Origin of the sequence: Pseudomonas veronii, assembly GCF_002028325.1 — a bacterium.
GTDB lineage: Bacteria > Pseudomonadota > Gammaproteobacteria > Pseudomonadales > Pseudomonadaceae > Aquipseudomonas > Aquipseudomonas veronii.
The window spans coordinates 4,336,887-4,355,725 of sequence record NZ_CP018420.1; the positions used below are offsets into that span (position 1 = coordinate 4,336,887).

The window sequence follows — 18,839 nt, forward strand, 5'->3', positions numbered from 1 at the left end:
TCACATTGTCAGTTGGAACGCTTTGCCCGCCAGCAGAACACGGCGCTGACGGCTATCGCGGCGCCCGCCAGGCCAAACACCCAAGGGGCCGCGGCGACCGGCAGCAACAACCCCGCCAGCAGCGGCCCGAGGCCGGCGCCGATATCGCGCCATACCGCGTTGGAGGCCAATGCCGACACGCGCATCGAACCGGGGTTGCGTTCGGCCACCAAGGTCGTCACCAGGGGCAACTGCAACGCCCGCAACACCAGCACTGCCGCCGCGCCGACGATCACCCAATAACTGCCGAATGCCACCAGGGCCAAAGCGCTCAGGAACGAAAACAACAACAGCATCGACGTGGCGCCGAAGCGTTGCGCGGCGCGACCGCCCAGCGGGCTCAGGAGCATTTCCGAGACATAACGCAAGGCCATCAAGGCACCGGCGATCAACACCGCGTCGCCCCCGAGAAGCTTCTGTGCCTGGATCGACAGGCCAAAGATAAACAGCCCATCCAGCGCCACGCCTTCAATAAACGACCACAGCGCCACGCTGTCGGGCCACTTGAAACGGCGCCCCGGACTGCTGTGCAAATCATGGCCGACAGTAGGCAACCGCCGCGCCATCCACAAGCCCAGCAGGCAGCATCCGGCGAGAATCAGAAAGATCGGACGCGGTCCGGCCCATAAGGTCAGCCAGCCGCCGAGCGGCAATGCGAGCATCGGCCCGAGGGCGATCAAGGCCCGCGACCGCCCTGCCCGGCGTGCGGCACCCGTCGGCTCGGCGGTCGCCAGCACTTGGGTCGACAAGTTCAACGCGGCAAAACACAGGCCCCAGACCAGCCGCAAGCCCAGTAATGCAGCGAAGCCCGACAGCATCGAGTTACCCAAGGCACACAGCGTCGCGGCACCGGCGGCGATCATGCAGGTCAGACGATCGCCGTGGCGGGCATAGAAATTGAGCACGTGGCGGTAACCGAAAATCCGCACCAGTCGGTTGGCCGCCAGCAGCACCCCGGCCTGGGCCAGCGTGATGCCGAACGCCTGGGATTCCATGGGCAGCAGCAGATAGAGCAACACGTCACTGGGCAGGCATAAAGCCAAGGTCAGCGCGGCGCGGCGGGAGGTGATGTCGGCAGTGCGTTGGGCCTGGCTTGCCATAAATCTGAAACATCCCGAAATATTCAGGTCGCCACCGTAGCCTTCTCGAACGGCTTTTTACAACGCTCGATTAAACCTTTTTGTCATACGGCAACAACCGCAGGCCGCTGGCCACACTGCCCACCAACGCAAACGCACAGCCCAGCCACAACGCGTAGTGCGGGCCGCTGCCCAGGGACCAGTGAAAACACAACGCCACCAGCGACGCTCCCAGCGTCTGCCCCAGCAACCGCGAGATCGCCACAATGCCACTGGCCCCACCGCTGCGGGCCAAGGGTGCGCTGGTCATCAATGCCTTGAGGTTGGGCGACTGGAAGAACCCGAAACCGGCTCCGCACAAGGCCATGCGCCAGCCGATCTCGAACGCCGACGCATCATTGTGCAACGTCGCCAGGGCCGCCATGCCCACGCTCAGCATCAACAGGCCGATCCCACACAACAGGCCGAGGGACACGCGGTCGGCCAGGCGCCCGGCGACCAACGCCATCACCGCCACCACCGCAGGCCAGGGCGTCATCAGAAAGCCGGTCTCCACCTGGCTGTGCCCGAGCACTGCCTGCAGCAGAAACGGCAGCGACACAAAGGCCAGGCCCTGGGCACTGAAGGCGCAGATCGCCGTGAGCGAAGACAGCGCAAATACCGGGCGCTTGAACAAGTCCACTGCCAGCATCGGCGCCGGGTGCCCGGCCTGGCGGCGCAGCAGCAGCGCGCCGCAGACCAGCGCCAGCGCGATCAGGCCCAGGGTCAACGCACCTTGGGCGCCATGCACCGCCGTCCCCAGGCCAAGCACCAGCAAGGCGAACAGCCCGGCACACAACAGCGCGGCGAGGCGATCGAAGGCATGCCCGGCCATGGGAATGACCGGCAATGAGCGCAGGCCCAACAGCAGCGCCAGCAAGCCCAGCGGCACGTTGATCAGGTACAGCCAGTGCCAACTCGCCACCGACAGGATCGCCGACGCCGCCGTCGGCCCGAGCGTGAACGCCAGCCCCACCACCAGCGAGTTATAGCCCAGGCCGCGCCCGAGCATGCGCGACGGATAGATATGCCGCAGCAACGCCGTGTTGACGCTCATGATCGCGGCTGCACCGAGCCCCTGCACCACCCGCGCCGCCGTGAGCGTCACCAGCGACCCGGCGATCCCGCAAAACAGCGACGATACGATAAACAGCAACAAGCCACCGAGGTACACCCGACGGTGCCCGAGCACATCGCTCAGCGAAGCGAAGGGCAACACCGTGGCAATGATCGCCAACTGGTAGGCGTTGACCACCCAGATCACCGACGCGGAGTCGGTGCCAATGCCGTCGGCCAGGGTCGGCAGTGCCGTGTTGACGATGGCCGTGTCCAGGGTCGCCATGCCGATGCCCAGGGAAATGGCGATCACCGCCGGCAGGCGTTTATTCAGGGGCAGCCCATCGGCAACAGAAGACATGCACAATCCGCACTGGTGACAAAAGGCCTCTAGATTACGGGCTGCGACGATTTTTTCCAGTCGCCAATGCGTTGGCTGTCAACATCTTCATGTTGCCTGCAGCCGTAAAAAAAACGCGCCAACTCCGTATCGGTGATGGCGCGTGGGCTGGCGCAATGACCCAGGCAAACGCCTGGTCAGATCGACACGGCACTCAGGTCCAGGCGCCCGTCCTTGAGCGGCGGGCACCAGTAATAGCCGCCGGTCAACGGTGTGCTGATGCGGTACAGGCCGTCGACGATGCCGTCTTCCAACCCGCTCATGCGGCGCAGTTGCGCTTCAAACGCATCGAAGGAATGCCCGAACGCGAGGAACATCAAGCCAGCCTGGCCGTTTTCTGCCCAGGGCATCGAGCGGCGCACCACGAACGCTTCCGGGGTGAAGCTTTCCTGGGCGGTGCGTTTGGTGTGGGCGGACTCGGGCGCGTCCTCCAGTTCTTCGTTGTCGCCGTGGCGGCGACCGATGATGTGGTCGCGTTCCTGGGCAGGCAACGCGGCGAAACCATCGAGGTCGTGCTGCCATTGCTGGATCGCGGCGAAGCTGGCGCCGCTGTCGGTCAGCGCGGCTTCGACGGCGGCATCGTCGTGGGGGTTTTCGGTGCCGTCTTCGTAATCGGTCAGATCAAAACCGCTCTTGTAGCGGAAGCCTTCAGTCGACTGCACCAGGCGGAACGCCGGGGCCAGGGCTTTCTCCAGCGCGCGGCTGCGCAAGAGCAATTCGCCGCGATCCACGCCATGCAGCCACACCCACAATGCTTGCTGCGTGGAGGGGTTGTGCGCGCCCGGCGCGCTGACCGCTGGGAATGCGCGCAGCCCTTCGATCTGCGCGCCCAGTGCGTTGACCAGCGGCTCACCCAGACCGACCACTGCGGCCGAATCCGCCCACTGCACCAATGCGTTCAACGCAGCAGGTACAGCGGCCAGGGAGTCCACGGCAAAAAACAGATGGCGTGCCTGTAAAGGCACCGGTGCGGCAAGAATGCCCGGCTGGTACTGACTCATGTGAACTCCTTCAAGAAAGCCTCGCAGTTTACCCGCCATGTGCAGCCGTGCGTACAAGAAAGCGCGCAAGCCTTGCCACAGAACCCGTTGTTGGGTGACTCTCTAGTCATGTTTTGCAACTATTTCAGGGGTAGCGACATGACCACCGATAACCTGCTCGCCCAGCTGTTTCCTTCCTGCGCCGCCGATATTCCCGAGCAATTCCGCCTGGGAGCGCCCATCGAACAGCGCGATTACCTGGTCGACGGCCAGTTGCGGGTGTGGAACGGCCCCTTGGCCCAAGTGCTCAGCCCGGTGCAACTGGGCGACGAACGCGTACAAATCGGCAGCACGCCGCTGCTGGATGCCGACACCGCCCTCAGCGCCCTCGACGCCGCCGTGCGCGCCTATGACCGCGGCCAGGGGGAATGGCCGACGATGCGCGTGGTCGACCGCATCCGCCACGTCGAAGCGTTCTTGCGGCGCATGCGCGAACAGCGTGATGCGGTGGTCAAGCTGCTGATGTGGGAAATCGGCAAGAACCTCAAGGACTCGCAGAAAGAGTTCGACCGCACCTGCGACTACATCACCGACACCATCAATGCCCTCAAGGAACTCGACCGCCGCAGCAGCCGCTTCGAGCTGGAACAGGACACCCTCGGCCAGATCCGCCGCGTACCGATGGGCGTGGCGCTGTGCATGGGACCGTACAACTACCCGTTGAACGAGACGTTTACCACGCTGATCCCGGCGCTGATCATGGGCAACACCGTGGTGTTCAAGCCGGCCAAGCTCGGCGTGCTGTTGATCCGCCCGCTGCTGGAGGCATTCCGCGACAGCTTCCCGGCCGGGGTGATCAACGTGATCTATGGCAGCGGCCGCGAAACCGTCAGCGCGCTGATGGCCAGCGGCAAGATCGATATCTTCGCGTTCATCGGCACCAACAAGGCCGCCAGCGACCTGAAAAAACTGCACCCGCGCCCGCACCGCCTGCGCGCAGCCCTGGGCCTGGACGCGAAAAACCCAGGCATCGTGCTGCCCCAGGTCGACCTGGACAATGCCGTCAGCGAAGCGGTCACCGGCTCGCTGTCGTTCAACGGCCAGCGCTGCACCGCGTTGAAAATCCTGTTTGTGCATGAAGACGTGGTCGACAGTTTCATCCAGAAATTCAACGCCAAGTTGGCGACCTTGAAGCCCGGCATGCCGTGGGACGACGGCGTGTCGCTGACGCCGCTGCCGGAAGTGGGCAAGGTCGATTACCTCAAGGCACTGGTGGCCGATGCAGCCCAACACGGCGCCCGCGTGATGAATGCCGATGGCGGCGTCAGTCGCGGTTCGTTCTTCTACCCGGCGGTGCTGTACCCGGTCAACCCGCAGATGCGCGTGTACCACGAGGAACAGTTCGGCCCGGTGGTGCCGATCGTGCCCTACCGTGACCTGGAGACCGTGATCGATTACGTACTGGAATCGGATTTCGGCCAGCAACTGAGCCTGTTCGGCACCGACCCGGCCGAAATCGGACGGCTGGTGGACACCTTCGCCAATCAGGTCGGCCGCATCAATATCAACGCCCAGTGCCAGCGCGGCCCGGACACCTTCCCCTTCAACGGCCGCAAGAACTCGGCCGAAGGCACACTGTCGGTACATGACGCCTTGCGTGTGTTCTCGATCCGCACCCTGGTGGCGACCAAGTTCCAGGACAGCAACAAGGCACTGCTCAGCGAGATCCTGCACAACCGCAACTCGAGCTTCTTGACCACTGACTACATTTTCTAGAGGACGCCTCGCCGTTGATTAACCTGCACTTGCCTGTATTTGCCCGGCGCCTGCTGCGCCCGCTGCTCGACCCTTACCGCCGCTATCGCCATGCCAAGCTGATCCACGCCGTGCGCGTGTCCATCGGCTTGCTGGCGACGATCCTGCTGACCACCGGCATCAACCTGCCCCACGGCGAGTGGGCGTCGGTGACCATGCTGGTGGTGATCGGCGGCCTGCAGCACCACGGCAACATCGGCAAGAAAGCCATGGAACGCGCCTACGGCACACTGATCGGCGCCAGCGTCGGTTTGCTGCTGGTGGTGCAGGAGACGTATGTGGGGCAGCCGCTGCTGACCTACTTGTTGATGTCGGTGGTGTGCGGGTTCTTCTCCTATCACGCCATCGGCAAAGGCGGATACACCGCCTTGTTGTCGGCGATCACCGTGTTTATCGTCGCCGGGCATGGCGACAATCCGCTGTCGGACGGGTTGTGGCGCACGGTCGATATCCTGATCGGTATTGCGTTGGCCCTGGCGTTTTCCTTCGCCTTGCCGCTGTATGCCGTGTACTCCTGGCGCTACAACCTGGCCAGTGCCTTGCGCGACTGTGCCGCGATCTATAACCGCATCATCAGCGGTCAATCGGTCACCGACGACGAACACCTCAAACTGCTCAGCCGCGTGAATACGGCGATGCTGCAACTGCGTTCGTTGATGCCCTCGGTGTCCAAGGAGGTACGGATCTCCATGACCCAGTTGGACACGATCCAGCGGCATTTGCGCATGTGCATCAGCACCCTGGAGATTCTGGGCAACACCCGGCCAGACCCTCGCGACGAACAGGCAATGGCGCGGATGCAGGTGATGTTGAAGGCCGAGCATCGGCAGATTCGGGTGCAGTGGGTGGGGATGGCGCGAGCGTTGCAATCGGGGGCTACCGAGCGACTGGAGCGGCCGGGCAACACAGCGTTCATTGAACCGCAGTTGGGGGGCTCGGTGCATAACGCACTGGACGGGTATCGGTTATTGACGATGCAACTGGTGGCGAATGTCGAGGCGATGCGTTCACGGTTGGCGCTGAGCGCGAATCGATGGAAGATTTGACCGTCCAACGGAAAAGCCGCGATTAGTCGCACACTCGAGCAGATAAAAACAGAAGCTCACGATTTACCGCGAGCCTCTGCAACTCCGCTTTTTTTGGTGTTTGGCGCTACCTGAGCCCAACACCATTGAAGTGGTCCCCGATTATATGATCTTTCCCAGCCTGGACAGCGCCGGTATTGATGTTCAGGCCATAGTAGTAATTACTAAATAAAAAGCTGTGCGAGTACGTTGACGTCCAATAGAGCGCAACGCCCATCGGCCAGCGATTTCCATAAGCCTGGTGCAGTTCACGGGCTTCATCAAGGGTAGGCAAACGAGCGCCAGCAGCACTCGCATTGTTCCGGATGACGCCAAGCGTGTTTCGGCCCAAGCCGACACACCGCACGATGTTACTGACAACCACGGTGTAACTGCGAGCTTGTGCGGGTACCGAAGAGTCACGGACCGTAATTGATGCACTGCCGTTCCCGCGCACCGTGACCAAACCCGAAGTACTGTGGACATTGGCGACATTTCCATTCGATGTCAGGTACGTGTAAGGCGGTGTTCCGCCTGTTGCCTGGTGCTGCACCTGATTACCCGGACCGAATACCGGCAGTACATCTGGAGAACCGTCGATCAGGTATGTCTTCTTGTTCAGATAAACCGTGGCCTGATTGAAAACAAGTGCTGTTGCATGGACGATCTGATATTGAGTCGACGGGAAAGGTACCGCTCGTGACTTGTCAGCCTGCTTGTTGAAGTTGATGGAGACAAGGACCGTGACCGTGCCATTGTTCGGTACAGACAGCAGCCAACTGCGCAACACATTGATATTCGCGAAGCCGTTGATGGCTTCATTTTCCGAAACGCTGTGAGCCACCAGCAAATCTTGTGTGACCGCGCCGGGGGCCGACAGGCTTATCCAGGCAACTTGATCTTTTTGGCTGTAGGCCCATTTGGCCATCGTCAGTATCGCATCGCCAGTCAAGTTCGCCGGATTTATGGTTCCGCCGTGGGCAATACGGTTAATCAAGGCCCTTGGCAAGCTGCTCTCTGGAATGGCCTGGACATGCACGGTCTGCACTTGCGACGATCCGTCCCCGCCTCGGCCCAATATCACCTCGTACTGCAGGTGGACAGTGCTGTTGATGCTCACACCCACCAACTTATTATCGACATTGAAGGTTACCGTGCCACCGTCCAGACCAGACGTTGTGCCGACCTCGGTCACGGTGCCGTCCGCGTGGAGCCAGTACAAGGTAATCAGATCTGTCCCACCCTGGTTCATATTGGGATAGGTCACCAACACCTGGCATTTGTTCTCGACGGTCAGGGGGTGGATGATCACTTCGGGCCCACTCGGCGGGGTCGAATACTTGATTTCCGGATGGGGGAATATGTTGGACTCTGTCTGGACCATATGGTGGCGGGTGTCGAACCACACGGCGTTGGCAATGTGGTTGCTTTGATCGAACGTGACACCAAACTCGATGGTCAGGCTCGTCCACTCTTTCAAGTTGCGTAGTCTTCCCACAGGGGTATAGGGCGCGGGGCCGTTGCTGACATCCTCGACAGAGACTTCACGGCCTTCATAGGTTTCTTCCTTGTACGGAACATCGGTATTCAGCGTTCCGGAGTACTTCAACCACATACGCTGTCCCCTCTCGATATAGATCCAAGGTGCCACGCGAGTTTTGTCGAGGTCGTCCAGCTTGGGGATTTCAAGAATAGCGCTATTGCCGATGCTATCTATTTTCGCACCAGGTAAGTGATTCAGGGTCAGCAGGTTCAGCGTAAGAACGGGTGAAGCCGTGGGGAAACCGTTGCGAATCACCTTAAACGACACGTCAATATCACGCCCCAGAGGATGGATATTGAAGCCAATGACGGGGACCGGAATGGTTACCTCGACAAAAGCGTCACCACTGTTGGCAGGCTTGACTTCAAAATACGTCCCGGCACCCGCCAGCCCAAGCCAGCATACTTCAACTTGATCGCCGTTCTTGGGCTGGTCATAGCGGCAGCGTACCGTGGCGCCGCTAATCGCCACCAACCACGGATCCAGTTCATCCAGCCCCGTTGTCGCCTCCAGCACTTCAGGAGAGAACAACTCGCCCAATGCCCGCCCGATGGTGTAAGTCGTCTCCTCGGAAAGCTCATCGACGCCAAACCGTCTGCGCGTATAACTGACAATCAACGTGCCATCCAGATTATCCACAATCAGTTGCCTAGGGACATCCACCAAGAGTGGATTGGAATTCACCGCCAGCCGATAGTCGACAAGGGTGATCCCGGTGACCGAGCCCACATACTTGATGACGACTTCGTCACCTGCCCTGAACTCCGCACGCGCTTCAAAGGTAGCGACACTGCCCACTGCCCCGGGATCAATATTGTGGGTGGCGTCTGCCTCTTGGATAATGGGCGCAACCAGGCTGCGTGGCGGCCGGCCGACCTGGATGTATCGACGTTCCGATTCACGAACGCTTGCCGGCCCCGTGACCTGGTAATAGACCCGAGTGCGGTTCAGCCCTTCAAATCGTGCGTATTCCGCGTTGACAAAATCCCGGAACCGGGGATGGGTCCCCGCAACTCGGTGACTGAACACGCGCTCCACGCTGCCATCCAGGCGCTCAGCCTGAATACTGACTTGCAGATCATCTCCCGCATTGCCTGGCGGGACATAGTCGGGCATCGCCACCGTGATAAACCCCAAATCCGGCTCGACAAATGGCCCGTGGGCCTGAGTGACGTCGGGTGCGGGGAGCGTGTAGCGGATGCCCGCGACCGTATAGACAGTCGAGCGGGCGCGCAACATGTCTCTTTCCCTGACGTAGGAAATTCTCAGGGTGCTCTGTATCAATGAGCGGACAAATGCATTGGGGATTGAAATATCGTTGTAGCTGCTCAAAACAACTTCCACGCGAAAATCAAACGTAACAGGCTCCCCCTCCACCGTAGTGCCTTCCACCGTCCATATGAGGTAATCGCCACGGACGAAGTTCGGATCATTTCTGCGGATAAACACAGACCCGGTAGCCGGAAGGCCATGCAATTCATCGGCTTCCAGAATCAATGTCAGGTGATCGGCTTCAACGATCTCCGGCTCATCCAGCAGCGTGGTATCAAGGTCAACATTGACGGGGATCGGTTTGCCCCACCGATGGCACGGGCCGGACTCATCCAGCACCTCATCATACAAATAAAATTGCACGACAAAATGGCCGCTACCGACAGCCATCAAGAACTCACTCTCTATCGTAAACGTCAGGTCATGCCCGACTTGGTCGGCGCGGATAGGCAGGAGTTCATAGCGGTAACCGCCCCAGTAGAACATCACCAGGTCATTGACCCGCATGTTTACCCACGCGTGGATGGTGACCCCAACGCCCCGAGCGGCAACGACGGCATCAACAAATGTGTCGGTAAGTGTAAAGGTCAGACCATGGTGATAGGTTCCATCACAGTTGCCCTCTCCACCAGGCAGTGTGTCCAGGATCAGAATTCTTTCAGGTACAGAAGAACTCTCCACACCAGAACCAACTCGGATGACCTCGCCGTAGACATTTTCGACAAAAAACAGCAGCAGTCTGCTTCTGGGAATGACCAAAAAAAATCGTGGGTCGCCTTCGTTGGCAGCCGTCACCTTCTCTTGCATCATCAATATTCCATTCATCCAGATTCGATATTCGTCACCTGCACTGCACTGAACCCAGCGCTCGAAAATGTAGGTCAATCCATCACGGATATGACGCCGGCCAATACCATAGGCGGCCCCTAAGACGGGTATGACCCGCGCGGGCGATGTGTAGGGAGAGTCAAGGTCCTGCAAAACCGGTGGCGGTACGGGTGTTCGTGGGGAATGTTTATTTTTGGCGGCTGTCTTTGTCGCACTTGCGACAGGCGGTGCTGAAGCAGACGGTTTGTTGGTCGCCGCCTGCTTGGAATTCGTCGTACTGGTTTTTTCTTCCGTCGACTTTGTTACGACGGCTTTTTTCGAACCGGCAGATTTGGTTGGCATGATCATTCTCCTAAGCGGGTACGCATCAGGTGAAATCAAACGCCGCTTTTAGCAACGCGGGTACCTGTTAGAAATTACAGTTCAGACGGATGGCAGTGAGTCTGCCTATTCGGAAGCCCGGCAGTCAGTAGAACACCTGCCGATATCGGCAAGGGCACCTGCACGACTGCGCCGCGCAACGGCCAATCGGTCACCGACGACGAAAACATCAAAACCGCGTGAAGCGGCACTTGCGTTCGTTGATGCCATGCGCGGCCTGTTAGTTTTGACAGTAGCGACAAACGGTACGGCAACGGAACACGCGCGGATCACAAATTTTTTATTCGCAAACCTTTTCCTACATATTTTTCACGACTTATTCACATCGCGGGACGTAGGGTAAAGCCTCATCCGTTACAAACGTTGCACATCAAGCCCGCCGCCCCAGCGGGCTTTTTTTTGCCCCGGATTCGAGCTAGCGCGCTACCTTGCCGGCGGGCGCGGACGCTTGCTCGCGAATGGCGCGCTGGGTATCGAGCACCTTGGCCAACGCCACTTGCGCCTCGGGGCTTTGCTGCGGCACGCGAATCGCCGCCGAGACCAGCGTGATCAACTTGGCCATTACTTCGGCATCCGTGGCCGGGCGGCCCAGGCTCATGGAGTTCATCAGCAGGCGCAGTTCGGTGCCGGCCATCACACCGGAAATCGCCTTGAGGGCAAATTGCAGGCGTACCCCCAGTTCGTTGCGCGGCAAGTCCGGCAAGGCCAGGGCGAAGGCTTCGAAGAAGCGCTGGAACACCGGCTGGTAATGGACCTTGAGGTATTCCTGGATAAACGGCGAGGTGTCGCTGTAGACCCGCCCCAGGAAACGAATGAACGAACGCCCTTCCCCACTCGCCGGGTCGCTGCGCTCCAGGCCCATGGCCGGGGCGAACAGCACGCCGAGCAGCGTGTCGCAATCGAGGGGGCCGTCAGATTCGGCTTCGCAGCGTGCCAGCAGTTCCAGGCGCTGCTCGTTGAGCGGCTCCAGGCGCTGCATCAGCAGGGTTTTCATCAGGGCATCCTTGTCCCCGAAGTGATAGTTCACCGCAGCCAGGTTCACCTGGGCACGCTCGGTAATCTGCCGCAACAAAACAGCGTCATACCCGTATTTGATGAAGAGAGCCTCTGTCGCATCCAGCAATCGAGTCTTGGTAACGTTTGGAGAACTGACTTTCTTCACGACCATAAAAGTTCCACGCGGGAAATATTGTTTTAAAAATAAATTTGATTTTTTATACCGGGGCCACCGCTCGAAAGCAAGTAGTGACACTGCGCCATATCAGCGCAAGCCTTGGCAGACGGGCCCGTCGAGGCTGACCAAAGGATTTTTGCGCGGTGGGTTTTGCCCCCGGTGCATTTATTTCAAAGGGTAAAAACCCTCTACAACGATGGCTGGCGGAGCCGGTTGAACGCGGTTAGTATTCAAAGAATATTTTAAAAACAAGAAATCAAACCAGTCCGTGACGTGTCCCAGGCAGCTCCCGAACTTGTTACAAATTTTTACCGGGGCAGCACGGCAGCGTCGAGACTGCAGGCGTAGTCATGATGACAGATACCCCCGCGCACCCAGGCTTGATCTCCCTGCAAGGCATCGGCAAACGCTATCAGCTCGCCGGACAGCACCTGTCCATCCTCAATGATGTGTGCCTGTCCATCGCCCGCGGTGACAGCTGCGGCATCCTCGGCGCCTCCGGCTCCGGCAAAAGTACCCTGCTCAACATCCTCGGCCTGCTGGACCTGCCCAACTGCGGCCAGTACCGCTTTGCCGGCCACGACATTTTCAGCGCCAGCCCGGATGAACTGGCGGCGATCCGCAACCAGCAGATCGGCTTCGTGTTCCAGAGTTTCAACCTGCTGCCGCGCCTCAGTGCATTGGACAATGTCGCCCTGCCCCTGAGTTATCGCGGCGTGTCGCGCCACGAGTCGGTGGAGCAGGCCCTGCGCATGCTCGAACAAGTCGGCCTGGCCGAGCGCGCGCACCATCGCCCCGCCGCCCTCTCCGGCGGCCAGCGCCAACGTGTGGCGATTGCGCGGGCGCTGGTGGGCAAGCCCTCGGTCATCCTGGCCGACGAACCCACCGGCAACCTCGACAGCAGCACCGCCCAGGACATCATGGACCTGCTCCTGGCGCTGAACCGCGAGCAGCAGGTCACGCTGATCATCGTCACCCACGACGCGCACATCGCCGAACGCCTGGAGCGCAAGATCCTGGTGCGCAACGGCGTGGTGCATGAGGCCGGGCGCCCATGAGCCTGCGGGTCGAGCAGAGCCTGAGCCAATTGCTGCATGAAGCGTTCGTCAGCCTGCGCACCCTGGGCAAGCGCTCGATCCTCGCGCTGCTGGGCATCGTGATCGGCAGTTCGTCGGTGGTGGCGCTGATCAATATCGGGCATAACGCGGCGGTGGATGCCGCGCTGATTTTCAAGGACATGGGCACCGACACCCTGGTCGCGCAGTTTCCGCCCAAAGCCGACAGCAGCGTACCGATGCGTGCCCGCCTCGACCTCGACGCCGTGCGCCAGGCCGTGCCCGGGATCGCGCACATCGGCGCGCTGAGCCTGTTCAGCGGCCCCATCGTGTTCCAGGGCCGCAGCGTCAACGCCAACTTCGTCGGCAGCACAGCGGATATCCCCGCGGCTCTGCGCCTGGCGCTGCGCGAGGGGCGCTTCCTGTCGGCGTTCGATGCCAACGAAACCTACGGCGTGATCGGCGACCAGATCGCCCAGGCCCTTGGCGCCCCCGGCGCGCCGTTAAAGCTGGGCGACCGCGTGCGTATCAACGACTACCTGTTCCAGGTGGTCGGCATCCTGCACCACCAGCCCCGGGCGATGCTGATGCCGGTGCAGGCCAACGAATCGCTGTTCATTCCCGCCGACGGCATGCGCCGCATCTACGCCAGCCCGCAAATCGGCAACGTGATCATCCGCGCCGCGCCGGGCCAGGACATGGAACGCATCGCCCGGGACGCCGCCGCCGCGCTGCAACGCCAATTGACCGAGCACAGCGTCGACATCACGGTGCCCCAGCAAATGATCGACGGCATGACCCGGCAGAGCCGCACCTTCGCCTACCTGCTGCTGGCCTTGGGCGCGATCTCGCTGGTGGGCGGCGGTGTCGGGGTGATGAACGTGATGCTGATGAACGTCTCCGAACGCCGCCGCGAGATCGGCATTCGCATGGCCCTCGGCGCACGCCAGCGGGATATCCGCAACCTGTTCCTGCTCGAAGCCATCACCCTCACCGCCGTCGGCGCGCTGTGCGGCGCGGTGCTCGGCATGACCGCCGCGTGGCTCTACGCCTGGCTGTCGGGCTGGGCCTTCGCCCTGGCGGTCGCCGCCCTGCCCCTGGGGGTGGGCAGCACCTTGCTGGTGGGGTTGTTCTTCGGCATTTACCCGGCGGTCTCGGCCTCACGGTTGCAGCCGGTGGAGGCGTTGCGCGATGAATAAACGCCTGCTGCTGCTCCTGGCGCTGATCAGCCTGCCGAGTGTCGCCGCCGATATGCTGATCCGGCCCACGGCGCCCAGCACCACGCGCAGTGGCTACGATCGCGGCGTCTCGCTGAATGCCCAGGTCACCGCCATCACCCTGGGCGACGCGGTGTACCTGGGCCTGCGCAACAATCCGGCGATTCGCAGCGCCTACCTGCAGCGGGTCGCGCAGAAATTCGACCTGCGCGTGGCCGAAGACGTGTTCAACCCCAAGCTCACCCTCAACAGCTATTACCGCAGCTCCCGCGGCTCCGCCGACAATGCACGCAATACCAACGTGGCCCCTGCCACCAGCCTGCTGGGCGAGTACGGCACGCGCCTGAGCATGGCCTGGACCCAGCAACTGAATAACGCCAACCGGGCCGGTCGCTACCGCAGCGACGGCCTCGACCTGGCGCTCATCCAACCGCTGATGCGCGGCGCCGGCTGGGACGCAACCACCGCGCCGTTGCGCCTGTCGCGCCTGTCGGAGCAGGCCAACCGCCTGAACCTCAAGGCCACCGTGGCACAAACCATCAGCCAGATCATCGCCACCTACCGCGAGTTGCTGCGCGCCCAGGAGCAACTGAGCATCGTCCAGGACGCGCTGAAACGCGCCAACACCTTGCTGGAAGTCAACAAGGCGCTGATCAGCGCCGGGCGCATGGCCGAGTTCGAGATCGTGCAGACCGAAGCCGATATCGCCACCCAGCAACTGGGCGTGGAAGAAGCGCAGAACCAACTCGACACCAGCCGCCTGGCCTTGCTGCGCCTGCTGGCCCTCGACCTGTCGACGCCGATCCGCGCTACCGAAGCCCTGGAGGCCAAGCCCATGCAGATCGACAAACGCGAGGCCTTCAACCTGGCGCAGAACCAGCAACCGGAGTACCTCGCCACCCTGCTCGGCAGCCAGCAGGCCGACCTCAACCTGGTGATCGCCAAAGACTCCGGGCGCTGGCAAGTGGACCTGGTGGCCGGGGCGAACCAGATACGCAACAACTACGACAACGACACCGGCAGCGGCAACAACCGCAGTTGGGACAGCTACGCCGGGGTGCAGGTGCAAATCCCCATCGGCGACATCAGCACGCGCCAGGCCGAAGTGCGCGCGCGGGTGAATGTGGAGGATCAGGCCATCCGCATCACCGACGCCCGCCAGGAGCTGGAACGCAGCGTGAACAACGTGGTGCGCGACCTCGGCACGCGCTGGCGCCAGTACGAAATCTCCCAACGCGCCGTGGAATTGTCGCGGCGCAAGATCGAGATCGAACGCGAAAAACTCAGCGCCGGGCGCTCCACCAACTTCCAGGTGCTGAGTTTCGAGACCGACCTGCGCAACGCCGAAAACACGCAGCTCAATGCGCTGATCGCTTACTTGAACGCCCAGACCCAGCTCGATCTGACCCTGGGCATGACGCTGGAAAGCTGGGAAATCGCCCTCAATGACTACTAACCAAAAACGCCTGCTGGCGGCTGGATTGATCGTGCTGCTGGCGGCCGCCGGCGTTGCGGTGCAAAGCCATCGCAGCGCCGCCGACCCGATCCTCCCGACCGAACAGTGGCTGGCGGTGACGCCTGGCGCGCTGGTGCATCAGATCGGCCTGGTGGGCAAGATCGAGCCCGACACCACCCTCACCCTCACCGCGCCGTTCGACGGCAATGTGCAGGCCAACCTGGTGGAACAAGGCCAACGCGTCGACGCCGGGCAAGTGTTGCTGCGCATGGACCCGGCCCTGCTCGAAGTGCAACTGCGCGATGCACTCTCCGCGCAACTCAAGGCCCGGCGCACCGTGCAGGAAATGCAAGACTGGGACAGCAGCCCCACCGTCAGCCGTGCACGCCGCAGCCTGCGCACCGCGCAAATGAGCGCCGACAACACCCAGCGCAAACTCACCGAAAGTGAAAACCTGTTTCAGCGCGGCATCATCCCGCGCAACGAACTGGACGACCTCAAGCAACAGACCCAGCAGCAGCAACTGGACCTGATCGCCGCACGCGATGAACTGCAACAGGCACTGGAGCAAGGCAAGGGCGAATACCGACAGATCGCCGAGATGGAGCTGACCAATGCCACGGTGAAGTACGACGCGCTCTACCGACAGCTCGAAGACAAGGAGGTCAAGGCGCCCTTCTCCGGCATCGTGGTGCCCGCCCCCGGAAGCAGCAACGCGGCAGCAGGCGCGGGCAACACCAACGCCCCGGTGCAGGCCGGCAGCAAGGTCAGCCAGGGCCAGGTGTTGTTCGGTCTGGCCAATATCGAACGGCTGAAAATCGTCGCCAGGGTCTCCGAGCTGGACATCAACCAACTGCACCAGGGCCAGGCGGTGGAAGTGATGGGCGATGGCTTCGACGGCGAACGGTTGAGCGGCTCGGTGAGTGTGGTCAGCGGCTTGGCGATTGCCGGCGATACCCAGGGCAGCGCGCAGTTCCCGGTAACCCTGTCGATCCCCAGGCTGACCCCGCAGCAATTGCAGCGGGTACGGCTGGGGATGAGTGCGCGACTGACCATCGTCACTTACAACAACGCGCAGGCGATCGTGATTCCGAGCCAGGCGATCCAGCCGGACATGACCGTCGAATATCGGCCGACGATGGACCAGCCGGTGGAACGCGTGACCGTGACCACCGGGCAATCGACGCCGCAGGGCGTCGAGGTATTTGGCCTAAAACCCGGTTTTGTGAAGACCCCTAGGTAGAGGAAGTTGCCCCCTCCCACCTTTAGATCATAGTCAGCTTCAACGCCAGCGCCTTGGCCTGAAGCGCCACATCGGTCACTGCCGTGCTCTCCCACCACATCCCGCGCAGCGGCGGGCCCATGGCGAACAAGCGCCGGCTGGCCTGGCCCTGGGCATCCAGCACCGCCCCCGAGGCATCCGCTGCGATCCCCAGCGCCAGCGGCCCAGGCTGGATCAACCCGCGCTTGAGCAACTGCTGGGGCAACGGCCGGGCTACGCGGCGCCAGTCGTATTCGATGCCGCTGGAATTGATCAGTGCCGCGCCCGCAACCTGGGTGATCGCTTGCTCGCCACGGTAACGCAAGCGGATGCTCACGCCGTTGACCGCAGGCACCAAGCCCTTGAACGACGCCGCGCGAATGCGCAGGCGCCCTTCCTCATGCAGACGCGCCACCAACTGCGCACTCAGCGGCGGCGAACGGTGGTGATGACTTTCCCACCACGGCCGCACATGCCTCACGAACTGGCGCTTCTCGCGCTCGCTGGCCTGGCTCCACAAACGGCCGATATGCGCGCGCACGGTGTCCAGCGGCGCCTGCCAATCGATGCCCTGCGCCGTCGCGATGCGACACTGCCGACGCACCTCGCGCAGCAACTGCCGAGGGCTGCGCAGGCGGTGGTCGGCGGCGAGAAAATCGTCCCAGCCCGGTGGCTGTCGACGCACATGGGGCAGCAGGCCGTGGCGCGAGAACACCTCGATCGGGCCCCGGTGCCCAGCCTGTTCCAGGGACACCACGGCATCGACCATGGTCAGCCCGGAACCGATGATCAACACCGTCGCGCGCGGGTCGAGTTGGCTCATGGCCTGCACGTCCCACGGGTCGACTGCGGCGGCGTTCAAACCGCTGGATTCGGTCTGCGGCGTGCGCGCCGCAGGGAACATGCCGGTCGCCAACACCGCCTGGGCGCCGCGCAGTTGCTGGCCGTTATCCAGGGTCAGCAGCGTCGAGGCGGGGTCCACTTGCAAGTCGACCACTTCGGCGCGGACATGCTCGACGGTAGACGTCGACAGCGCCTTGGCCTCGGCCAAGCGTTGCTGCGCGTACAACCCGAACATCCCGCGCGGCGGGAACAGCTCGCTGATCGGCACATGCTGCTGGTCCGACTCCGGCCAGCCGCCGGCGCCGATGTAGTCGGTGAGCCATTGGGTCAGGTCGTCGGCGTTGTCCGGGTCGACACTCATGCGCGCCGCATTGCCGTTCAAGGTATGGCCCAGCTCGACCGCACTGTAGGCTTCGCCGCGACCAAGTTCGGCGCGCGGTTCGATCACCAGGATCTGCCGCGAGCCGGGCAGGCGCAGCAGTTGCACGGCCAGCATCGTACCGCTCAGGCCGCCGCCGATGATCAGGACATCGGCGTTGCGGATGGATTCAGTCATGCCTGTTCGCCTTTACTGTTTACCCAGATAGATGTCATGCAAATCGCCCCGCGCCAACAGTTCAGCGGCGCTGCCGCTCAAGACCACGCGGCCAGTATCCAGCACGTAGCCCTGGGACGCATAGTTGAGCGCGACGTTGATGTTCTGCTCGGCGATCAGGAAGCTCACCTGCTGCTCGCGGTTGAGCTGCGCGACGATCTCGAATATCTCCTGCACGATCATAGGCGCCAAACCCATGGACGGCTCGTCGAGCAGTACCAAAGTAGGACGGGTCATCAACGCCCGGCCGATGGCGACCATCTGCTGCTCGCCGCCGGAGGTGAGGCCGGCGCGGGTGTGACGCTTGGTCTTGAGCCTGGGGAACCAGGCGTAGATGCGTTCCAGATCGGCCTCCATGGCCCGGCGGCTCAGGCGACGCACGAAGCCGCCGCTGCGCAGGTTGTCTTCCACCGTGAGCTGGCCGAACACATGGCGACCTTCGAGTACATGCACCATGCCCTGGCGCACCCGTTGGCTGGGGTCGACGCCGGCCAGGTCGTGGCCGGCGTATTCGATCACGCCACGGCTGACTTCGGCACGCTCGGCGCGCACCAGCCCGGAGATCGCCTTGAGCGTGGTGCTCTTGCCGGCGCCATTGGCGCCGAGCAGGGCGACGATCGCGCCCTTGGGCACGCTCAGCGACACCCCGGCCACGGCGAGGATCGCGCCATCGTAGATCACTTCGATGTCGTTGACCGTCAGGAGCGCGGCGTGTGCGGATTCACTGGCAGGTAGGCTCATG

General features: G+C 62.1%; 13 protein-coding genes. 6 read left to right on the forward strand and 7 right to left on the reverse strand.

The window, feature by feature from the left end:
* Positions 1 to 8 precede the first annotated feature (8 nt).
* From PverR02_RS19630 to PverR02_RS19640, 3 genes are all read right to left on the reverse strand, one after another.
* Entirely contained in the window at positions 9 to 1,139 is a 1,131-nt protein-coding gene (locus PverR02_RS19630; RefSeq protein ID WP_079444193.1) for an MFS transporter, read from the reverse strand.
* 70 nt (positions 1,140 to 1,209) lie between these two features.
* Positions 1,210 to 2,574 carry an MFS transporter gene (locus PverR02_RS19635; protein WP_046382901.1) on the reverse strand — a complete coding sequence of 455 codons (1,365 nt, stop codon included), beginning with the start codon at positions 2,572 to 2,574 and terminating at the stop codon, positions 1,210 to 1,212.
* Positions 2,575 to 2,750: 176 nt separating this feature from the next.
* Positions 2,751 to 3,614 (reverse strand): Dyp-type peroxidase, encoded by an 864-nt coding sequence (locus PverR02_RS19640; RefSeq protein WP_017848073.1) that lies wholly within the window; start codon positions 3,612 to 3,614, stop codon positions 2,751 to 2,753.
* Between the two features lie 138 nt (positions 3,615 to 3,752).
* On the opposite strand from PverR02_RS19640, the gene PverR02_RS19645 reads away from it, so the two are divergent.
* On the forward strand, positions 3,753 to 5,369 hold the full coding sequence (locus tag PverR02_RS19645; RefSeq protein ID WP_079444194.1) for an NADP-dependent glyceraldehyde-3-phosphate dehydrogenase: 1,617 nt from the start codon (positions 3,753 to 3,755) through the stop codon (positions 5,367 to 5,369).
* Between the two features lie 23 nt (positions 5,370 to 5,392).
* A complete protein-coding gene (locus tag PverR02_RS19650; protein WP_046385232.1) occupies positions 5,393 to 6,454 on the forward strand; it encodes an FUSC family protein in 1,062 nt (353 codons plus the stop codon).
* A gap of 106 nt (positions 6,455 to 6,560) precedes the next feature.
* Here the strand turns inward: PverR02_RS19650 and PverR02_RS19655 are convergent, their stop codons facing one another.
* Positions 6,561 to 10,457 (reverse strand): hypothetical protein, encoded by a 3,897-nt coding sequence (locus tag PverR02_RS19655; RefSeq protein ID WP_227778679.1) that lies wholly within the window; start codon positions 10,455 to 10,457, stop codon positions 6,561 to 6,563.
* 454 nt (positions 10,458 to 10,911) lie between these two features.
* Positions 10,912 to 11,664: a TetR/AcrR family transcriptional regulator gene (locus PverR02_RS19660; RefSeq protein WP_017848076.1), complete on the reverse strand. Its 753-nt coding sequence runs from the start codon at positions 11,662 to 11,664 to the stop codon at positions 10,912 to 10,914.
* 356 nt (positions 11,665 to 12,020) lie between these two features.
* On the opposite strand from PverR02_RS19660, the gene PverR02_RS19665 reads away from it, so the two are divergent.
* The 4 genes from PverR02_RS19665 to PverR02_RS19680 are packed head-to-tail and all read left to right on the forward strand — an operon-like array spanning position 12,021 to position 16,641.
* Entirely contained in the window at positions 12,021 to 12,728 is a 708-nt protein-coding gene (locus tag PverR02_RS19665) for an ABC transporter ATP-binding protein (RefSeq protein ID WP_079444196.1), read from the forward strand.
* Positions 12,725 to 13,924 carry an ABC transporter permease gene (locus PverR02_RS19670; protein WP_079444197.1) on the forward strand — a complete coding sequence of 400 codons (1,200 nt, stop codon included), beginning with the start codon at positions 12,725 to 12,727 and terminating at the stop codon, positions 13,922 to 13,924. The genes PverR02_RS19665 and PverR02_RS19670 overlap by 4 nt, the downstream gene beginning before the upstream one ends.
* On the forward strand, positions 13,917 to 15,398 hold the full coding sequence (locus PverR02_RS19675; protein ID WP_046382896.1) for a TolC family protein: 1,482 nt from the start codon (positions 13,917 to 13,919) through the stop codon (positions 15,396 to 15,398). The genes PverR02_RS19670 and PverR02_RS19675 overlap by 8 nt, the downstream gene beginning before the upstream one ends.
* On the forward strand, positions 15,388 to 16,641 hold the full coding sequence (locus PverR02_RS19680) for an efflux RND transporter periplasmic adaptor subunit (RefSeq protein WP_079444198.1): 1,254 nt from the start codon (positions 15,388 to 15,390) through the stop codon (positions 16,639 to 16,641). Before PverR02_RS19675 ends, PverR02_RS19680 begins: the two co-directional genes overlap by 11 nt.
* Positions 16,642 to 16,663: 22 nt before the next feature.
* Here PverR02_RS19680 and PverR02_RS19685 read toward each other — a convergent pair whose 3' ends face one another.
* Both PverR02_RS19685 and PverR02_RS19690 read right to left on the reverse strand, forming a co-directional pair.
* On the reverse strand, positions 16,664 to 18,058 hold the full coding sequence (locus PverR02_RS19685; protein WP_079444199.1) for an FAD/NAD(P)-binding protein: 1,395 nt from the start codon (positions 18,056 to 18,058) through the stop codon (positions 16,664 to 16,666).
* 12 nt (positions 18,059 to 18,070) lie between these two features.
* On the reverse strand, positions 18,071 to 18,838 hold the full coding sequence (locus PverR02_RS19690; protein ID WP_079444200.1) for an ABC transporter ATP-binding protein: 768 nt from the start codon (positions 18,836 to 18,838) through the stop codon (positions 18,071 to 18,073).
* Position 18,839 lies beyond the last annotated feature (1 nt).